A 7,353-nucleotide genomic window follows, 5' to 3' on the forward strand; every position below is an offset into this window, starting at 1 on the left:
GTGATGATCGGACCGCACAGCGTCACATATGCCCTGCTTGGAGTGCCCGTAGACGGGCTGGACAGCAGGTAGATCGCGTTCGTACGCAGCCATCCGCCCCCCACCTCCTACAACGCGTAATCGGCGTTTCGGGCGGAGAAACTTGTCGAAACTCGTCGCCCGTCGTTCCGAATTGTCGCATTAGTCGGCGCGATGAACTGACGGTACGACAATTACCCGACCACCCACGGCGATCAGCACCGATGGACGTTCACACGTCCGGACGGCCGCCGACCGCACAGGGTGTGCGTCAACGAGATCATTCGGGCGGAGTACCCGGAGACGGCCGCTTCGACACGTACAGCGACCGGAAGAGTGGCGAGAGGCGACCGGAAGAGTGCCGAGAGCGGCTCAGAACCGGTCGGTCGGTCGGTAGACGCCCCACACCTCGCGCAGCGCCCCGCACACCTCGCCGACGGTGGCCCGCTCGCGCAGGGCGGCCTTCATCGGATAGAGCACGTTGCCGGTGCCCGAAGCGGCCTCCCGCAACTCGTTCAGGGCCCGCTCGACGACCGCGCCGTCCCGCCCGGCGCGCAGCTTGGCCAGGCGCTCGCCCTGCGCCGCCTCGATGGCCGGGTCGACCCGCAGCGGCTCGTACGGCTCCTCGGCGTCGATGGTGAAGCGGTTGAGCCCGACCACCACCCGCTCACCCGAGTCGATCTCCTGCGCGATCTGGTAGGCGGACTGCTCGATCTCACGCTTCTGGAAGCCCGCCTCGATGGCGTCCACCGACGACCCGTACTCGAAGACCCGACCCATCAGCGCGTCCGCCGCCGCCTCGATCTCGGCGGTCATCGCCTCCACCACGTACGAGCCGGCGAACGGGTCCACCGTGGCGGTCAGATCCGTCTCGTACGCGAGCACCTGTTGGGTCCGCAGCGCCAACCGGGCCGCCTTCTCGGTGGGCAGCGCGATCGCCTCGTCGAAGCTGTTGGTGTGCAGCGACTGCGTGCCGCCGAGCACCGCGCCCAGCCCCTGCACCGCGACCCGGACCAGGTTCACCTCGGGCTGCTGGGCGGTCAACTGCACGCCCGCGGTCTGGGTGTGGAAGCGCAGCATCATCGACTTCGGGTTCTTCGCCCCGAACTCGTCGCGCATGAGGCGGGCCCAGATCCGCCGGGCCGCCCGGAACTTCGCCACCTCCTCCAGCAGCGTGGTGCGGGCGACGAAGAAGAACGACAGCCGGGGCGCGAAGTCGTCCACCGCCAGCCCGGCGGCGATCGCGGCGCGGACGTACTCGACGCCGTTGGCCAACGTGAAGGCGATCTCCTGCACCGGCGAGGCGCCGGCCTCGGCCATGTGGTAGCCGGAGATCGAGATGGTGTTCCACTTCGGCACCTCGGCCCGGCAGTAGCCGAACGTGTCGGCGACCAGGCGCAACGACGGCTTCGGCGGGAAGATGTAGGTGCCCCGGGCGATGTACTCCTTGAGGATGTCGTTCTGGATGGTGCCGTTGAGCGCGGCGCCCGGCACCCCGTTCTCCTCGGCGACGAGCTGATAGAGCAGCAGCAGCACCGAGCCCGGCGCGTTGATCGTCATCGAGGTGGAGACCTTGTCCAGCGGGATGCCGTCGAAGAGCAGCCGCATGTCCTCGATGGAGTCGATGGCGACCCCGACCTTGCCGACCTCGCCCGAGGCGATCGGGTCGTCGGAGTCGTACCCCATCTGGGTGGGCAGGTCGAACGCGACCGAGAGACCCATGGTGCCGGCCCGCAACAACTGGTGGTACCGCGCGTTGGACTCGGTGGCGGTGCCGAAGCCGGCGTACTGACGCATGGTCCACGGGCGGGAGGTGTACATGCTGGGATAGACCCCACGCGTGTACGGGTACTCGCCCGGAGCGCCCAGCCGGGAGTCCAGATCACCCGGCAGGTGCTCCGCCGTGTAAAGGCCCTCGATCGGGAAGCCGGACTCGCTTGACCGCCGCCGTTCGCTCATCACCGGATGGTAGGACGAATGTGCTGTTCACTGGGTGAGGGATAGCGCACACTCGGTCCTCCGGAGGCACCACCCGACGTGAGGGCCTGCACACGTACCGTTCCGGACGGTAAACGTCCGCCGCGCCGGGTTTCGCATCGGGCGTCTGAACCAGCAAGATAGGGAGGTTGTGTCCCAGCCCCCTCGACTTCCCCCGGTGGCTTTTCTGTGACTCAGATCCCGACGTGGAGCGGCGGACCAGTCAGCACCCCCACCAACGGCCGCGCGACACCCGGCACCGTCATCGGTGACCGGTACTCGTTGCGTTCGACGGTGGGCAACGGTGGCATGGGCACGGTCTGGCGGGCCACAGACACACTTCTGCGGCGCGACGTGGCGGTCAAGGAAGTCGTCCTGCCGCCCGGCCTGGCGCCCAGCGACCGCGACGCGATGTACGAACGCACCCTGCGCGAGGCCCGCGCGGCAGCCGCCATCGCCCACCCCGCGGTGGTCCAGGTGTACGACGTGGTCACCGAGGCCGGACGCCCGTGGATCGTGATGGAGCTGCTGGACGCCCGCAGCCTCGCCGACATGGTGATCGAGGACGGGCCGATCGCCCAGCGGGTGGTCGCCAAGATCGGCATCGCGCTGCTCGGCGCACTGGAGGTGGCCCACGCTATCGGGGTGCTGCACCGCGACGTCAAGCCGGCCAACGTGCTGATCTGCTCCGACGGCCGCTGCGTGCTGACCGACTTCGGTGTCGCCCGGATGCCCACCGACGTGCAGCTCACCACGCCGGGGATGGTGCTGGGCTCGCCGCACTTCATCTCGCCCGAGCGGGCCATGGGTCAGGAGTTCGGCCCGCCCAGCGACCTGTTCTCCCTCGGCGTGACGCTCTACACCGCCGTGGAGGGTCGGCCGCCCTTCGACCGGGGTGACCCGATCGAGACGATGCACGCGGTGGTCGAGGACCCGCCGGCCCCGCCGCAGCGCAGCGGCCCGCTGACCCGGGTGCTGATGGGCCTGCTGGAGAAGGACCCGGCCCGTCGGCTCGACGTGCACACCGCCCGCGCCATGCTGCGCGAACTGCTCGCCGGCCCGCTGAGCAGCACCGCCTCCGCGGTCAACTCGATGACCGACCCGTACTCCGTGGTGCCGGTGCCGCAGCAGTCCGCGCCGATCACCGCGCCGGTCGCCCCCGCGAAGAAGTCCACGTCCGCGAGTGAGATCGGCGGCCGGGCGATGCTCGCCCCCGGTGAGTCGCTGACCGACCGGCTGGCCGCGCTGAGCCGGGGTGAGCGCCCCGGCAAGGCCGCCGCCACCAGTGCCGCCGCGATGGAGGACACCAGCGCCGACGCGTTGGCCCGCCCGGGTCAGCGCAACGCCGCCTCGTCCGCCGGCCGCACCTACGGCGGCGGGGCCGAGACGACCCAGCGCATCGGCGGTGCGGAGGCCACCCAGCGGATCGGCGGCGCGGACGCCACCCAACGCATCGGCGCCGACGCCACCCAGCACATCGGCGCGAACGCCACCCAACGCATCGGCGCGGACGCGACGCAGCACATCGGTGCCGGGGCGTACGGGTTCGGTGCCCGGCCGGAGGCCACCCAGCAGCTCGGCGGCGACTACGGCGGTCGCTGGCCGGCCGCGCCCCGCCAGCCGTACGGCGCACCACCACCGCCCGCCGGTGGGGGCGGCGGCACGCTCGACAAGGCCAAGGTCGCGGGTGCCCGCGCGGTCGAGACCGTGAAGGGCTGGCCGCGCAAGGTCCAGCTCGCGGCGGCTGGTGGCCTGGTGCTGGTCCTGCTGATCGGCGCGGTGGCGCTCTCCGGCGGCGGCGGTGACCCGCCCGTCACCGACCCGGTCGCCGGGCCGGGCAACTCCTCGGACGAGGGGGAGCCGGTCGAGATGCAGGAGCACTCGGCGCGCGGCGTGCAGATGCTCGTGCCGAAGGGCTGGAAGCGGACCGCTCCGGCCGGCGCCGTCTACATCGACTACACCGACCCGGACGACAGCGGTCGCCGGGTCCGCATCCTCAACGAGAAGTGGGCCGGCAGCTCGACCCGCTGGGCGCAGAGTGCGGAGAACAACCTCAGGACCCGGTCGAACTCCTGCGCCAAGCCGTACACGCAGATCTCGATGGCGGACAAGGAACTGGCCGGCAAGCCGTCGGCCGAGTTCGAGTACACCTGCGGTGACGGCGAGGCCAGGCGGCACGGTGTCTGGCACGGGGTGGCCCACGAGGGCCGGATCTACTCCTTCTATCTGACCGTCAGCGACGCCCGGTTCGACGAGAGCAAGCCGATCTATGACGAGATGCTCAAGTCGTTCCAGCTCACCTCCGCCGGCTGAGAGCGACCGGTCGCTCTCAGCCGGGGAGCCGTCCCCGGTGATCCGCCGCCGTGCTATCAAGAGGCAATGGCGGCGGAGACCACTGACATCGACACCATCCGCGAGCAGGCTCAGCGCTGGCTCGCCGACGACCCCGACCCGGCTGACCAGGCGGAACTGCGAGCGGTGCTCGACCGACTGCCGGACAGCGCCGCCGAGCTGGCCGACCGCTTCGCCGGGCCGCTGACCTTCGGCACGGCCGGGCTACGCGGCCCGCTGCGCGCCGGCCCCAACGGCATGAACCTCGCCGTGGTCACCCAGGCCGCCGCCGGGCTGGTCGCCTGGCTCGCCGCCGAGGGCGGCACCGGCCCGCTGGTGATCGGGTACGACGCCCGGCGCGGCTCCCGCGCGTTCGCCGAGCAGACCGCCCGGGTGGCCACCGGGGCGGGACGTCCGGCCCTGCTCCTCCCCCGCCCGCTGCCCACCCCCGTCCTGGCGTACGCGGTGCGGCAACTGGGCGCGGTCGCCGGGGTGATGGTGACGGCGAGCCACAACCCGCCGCAGGACAACGGCTACAAGGTCTATCTCGGTGCCGAACTGGGCGGGGACTCCGGTGCCGGGGCGCAGATCGTGCCGCCGGCCGACACCGGCATCGAGGCCGCCATCCGGGCGGTCGGCCCTCTGGCCCGGGTGCCGCTCGGTCCCGCCGGGCAGGTGCTCGGCGACGACCTGGTGGCTGGGTACGTGTCGCGGGCGGTGCAGGTGGTGCCGCCCGGCGGCCCCCGGGACCTGACAGTGGCGTACACCCCGCTGCACGGCGTCGGCGCGACGGTCCTCACCGCCGCCTTCGCCGCCGCCGGTTTCCCGACGCCCGGCGTGGTGCCGGAGCAGGCCGAGCCGGACGCCGACTTCCCCACGGTCAGCTTCCCCAACCCGGAGGAGCCCGGCGCGGTGGACCTGCTGGTCGCGCTCGCCGACACCACCGGCGCGGACCTCGCCATCGCCAACGACCCCGACGCCGACCGCTGCGCCGTAGCGGTCCGGACCCCGGCCAGCGCACCCGGCGACGCGGCCTCTGCTCCCGTCGCGGGTGGGCCGAACGGCGCAGCGGACGGCTCGGGTTGGCGGATGCTGCGCGGGGACGAGGTGGGGGTGCTGCTCGCCGACCACCTGATGCGGCGGGGCGTGACCGGCCTGTACGCCACCACCATCGTCTCGTCGTCGCTGCTGCGGGCGATGTGCACCGCCCGGAACCTGCCGTACGGCGAGACGCTGACCGGGTTCAAGTGGATCGTGCGGGCCGGGGACGGCTCCGCGCCGCTGGTGTTCGGCTACGAGGAGGCGCTCGGCTACTGCGTCGCCCCCGACCACGTACGCGACAAGGACGGCATCACCGCCGCGCTGACCGTCGCCGAGTTGGCCGCCGACCTCAAGACCCAGGGCCGTACGCTCACCGACCGGCTGGACGAGTTGGCCGCCGAGTTCGGCGTCCACCACACCGATCAGCTCTCGGTCCGCGTCGACGACCTGCGGCTGATCGCCGACGCGATGGCTCGGATCCGGGCGGCCACCCCGGACACGCTGCTCGGTCAGCCGGTCACCGAGGCACAGGACCTGCTGCCCGAGGCGGACGTGATCATCCTGCGTACCGGGGCGGCCCGGGTGGTGATCCGGCCCTCCGGCACCGAGCCGAAGCTCAAGGCGTACCTGGAGGTGGTGGCACAGGTCGCCGACGGTGACGTCGCAGCGGCCCGGGCTCGCGCGGAGGGCGCCGTAGGCGAGTTGCGGCTGGAGGTTGCTCGGGCTTTAGGGATGTAAGGAAGGGCACCTTATTAACGCCTCGTGCATAGCAGGGGTCCCCTCCTCACACCCGAACACAATCACCGAGCGCTACCGCTTACCTGCATTGCGCGTCCACAAATAGCATCACTCCATCGACCATCGCCATTTCTGCATTCGCCGAGCAACTGGACTGCTCGCGACAGAAGATCTGGCGGATCGAGCGCGGCCTCTCCCCGGCCAGGGGTCCGGACGTGCGCGTGCTCGGCGAGCTTTACCAGGCCACACCCGACCAGGCGAGCGTGCTGGTCGGGCTCGCCGAGGTCAGCAAGGCCGAGGGGTGGTGGCACGCGTACGGCCAGTCCATCCCCGCCTGGTTCTCGCTCTATGTCGGGCTGGAGAACGTGGCCAGTAGCGTGCGGCACTACAACGCCGAACTGGTGCCGGGACTGCTACAGACCCCCGAGTACGCCACCGCGCTGTTTTCTTCTTAACCGGCCCGAGTTGGGCGAGGAGGAACGGAAGAAGGCGGTCAACTTCCGAATCCAGCGGCAGGGACTACTGACCCGACGGCTTCCACCCGCTCCGGAACTGACCGTAATGCTCAGCGAGGCGGTGCTGCGCCGCCCGGTGCCCGACCGGCCGGTGATGGCCGGTCAACTCCGCCACCTGCTCGCCGTCGGCCAGCGACACAACATCTCCCTCCGCGTCCTACCGCTCGCCGCCGGTCCGCCACTCGCTGCCGAGGCGGGCACTTTCGTGCTGCTCGACTTCCCGGATTCCCTGCTCGGGAGCCCGTCCGAACCACCCACCGTCTATGTCGAAGGGCTCACCGGCGCGCTCTATCTCGACCAGCCGCACGAGATCGCCGCCTACGTGCGGGTCTGGCGTGGGCTGGAATCCATCGCGCTCGGGGAGGGAGAATCGATAGAGCTCATCGATGCCATCCGGGGAGAGTGCTATGAGTGATCTGACCGGCGCACAGTGGCGCACCAGCACCCGCAGCGGCACCAACGGCGGCGAGTGCGTCGAGGTCGCCGACAACCTGTCCGGCGTCGTCGGCATCCGCGACAGCAAGGACCCGACCGGCCCGACCCTCACCGTCACGCCCACCGCCTGGTCCGCCTTCGTCACCGCCGTCCGCACCACCCACCTGTCCCACTGACCCCTCACCCCACGTCGAGCGCCGCACGTCCGGCGTCCGGCGTCCGGCGTCCGGCGTCCGGCGTCCGGCGTCCGGCGTCCGGCGTCCGGCGTCCGGCGTCCGGCGTCCGGCGTCCGGCGTCG

General features: G+C 71.2%; 6 protein-coding genes. 5 read left to right on the forward strand and 1 reads right to left on the reverse strand.

Annotated elements, in window-relative coordinates; translation table 11 throughout:
* Positions 1–390: 390 nt before the first annotated feature.
* Positions 391–1,977 carry an acyl-CoA mutase large subunit family protein gene (locus tag ACZ31C_RS00560; RefSeq protein ID WP_465793599.1) on the reverse strand — a complete coding sequence of 529 codons (1,587 nt, stop codon included), beginning with the start codon at positions 1,975–1,977 and terminating at the stop codon, positions 391–393.
* 207 nt (positions 1,978–2,184) lie between these two features.
* Between ACZ31C_RS00560 and ACZ31C_RS00565 the strand changes: the two genes are divergently transcribed.
* The 5 genes from ACZ31C_RS00565 (at position 2,185) to ACZ31C_RS00585 (ending at position 7,231) form a co-directional block, all read left to right on the forward strand.
* Entirely contained in the window at positions 2,185–4,308 is a 2,124-nt protein-coding gene (locus tag ACZ31C_RS00565) for a serine/threonine-protein kinase (RefSeq protein WP_465793600.1), read from the forward strand.
* A 66-nt stretch (positions 4,309–4,374) separates the two neighbouring features.
* Positions 4,375–6,105 carry a phospho-sugar mutase gene (locus ACZ31C_RS00570; RefSeq protein ID WP_465793601.1) on the forward strand — a complete coding sequence of 577 codons (1,731 nt, stop codon included), beginning with the start codon at positions 4,375–4,377 and terminating at the stop codon, positions 6,103–6,105.
* 215 nt (positions 6,106–6,320) lie between these two features.
* Positions 6,321–6,560: a Scr1 family TA system antitoxin-like transcriptional regulator gene (locus ACZ31C_RS00575; protein WP_465793602.1), complete on the forward strand. Its 240-nt coding sequence runs from the start codon at positions 6,321–6,323 to the stop codon at positions 6,558–6,560.
* Between the two features lie 10 nt (positions 6,561–6,570).
* Complete coding sequence (locus ACZ31C_RS00580) at positions 6,571–7,035, forward strand: DUF5753 domain-containing protein (RefSeq protein ID WP_465793603.1); 465 nt, start codon at positions 6,571–6,573, stop codon at positions 7,033–7,035.
* The gene (locus tag ACZ31C_RS00585; protein WP_465793604.1) at positions 7,028–7,231 is read left to right on the forward strand and encodes a DUF397 domain-containing protein; all 204 of its coding nucleotides are present in this window, start codon (positions 7,028–7,030) and stop codon (positions 7,229–7,231) included. Before ACZ31C_RS00580 ends, ACZ31C_RS00585 begins: the two co-directional genes overlap by 8 nt.
* Positions 7,232–7,353: the final 122 nt, after the last annotated feature.

This window comes from Micromonospora sp. NPDC023869, assembly GCF_055559695.1.